1 protein-coding gene is annotated in these 757 nt (G+C 47.6%); it reads right to left on the reverse strand.

The window, feature by feature from the left end; all coding sequences use genetic code 11:
- The coding region (locus R7R78_RS25880; protein ID WP_318119592.1) for a secretin N-terminal domain-containing protein at positions 1-757 on the reverse strand (757 nt) is incomplete at both ends.

Below are 757 nucleotides of genomic sequence, written 5' to 3' on the forward strand. Positions count from 1 at the left end.
TGACCCGCTTGTTTTTCGGCTTGCAGGTTGTCAGAGACACCTTTCAGTACATCAACTAGGTCTTCTGCTTTTGCATACTTAAGGTAAACCACTCGGTTGTTACCTTTCGTTGCCATTTCTACGTCAAGTTGACGAATCAAACGTTTCAGGCGTGCACGTACTTTCGGATCGCCAGAAATCAGAATCGAGTTCGTACGCTCATCCGCGACGATTTTTGGCTCAAGAAACTCAGGCGTACTCTTTTGGTTGGTCGTTTTGTTCAGGGCTTCTACGATACGAACCATTTCAGCAGCCGAGGCATTGCGAAGCTCTACTAGCTCGATCTCTTTGTCACCAGCTTGGTCAACGCGTTTGATGATTTCTGCTAGACGGTTTACTACCGCTGCACGACCGGTGATCAGGATGATGTTAGCTGGATCGTAATGAACCACATTACCCGCACCGGCATTATCAATCAGCTGGCGCAATAGCGGTGACAATTCACGAACAGAGACATTTCGCACAGCAACTACGCGAGTGATGACGCTATCGCCTTTTGCGCTACCATCACCCATAACAGGGATTGCAGAGGTCTTAGAGTCTTTTGCTTTGATGACTTTGAGTACGCCGTTGTCCATTTCTACGACTGCATAGCCGTACACTTCCAACACGTTAAGGAAGAAGCTGTAATATTGCTCTTCGTTTAACACGTCGTAGCTGCGAACGTCGATTTTACCGCGCACCGAAGGGTCAACGATGATGGTCTTTTCTAAGTTAC

The sequence above is a fragment of the Vibrio sp. 2134-1 genome, from assembly GCF_033339495.1.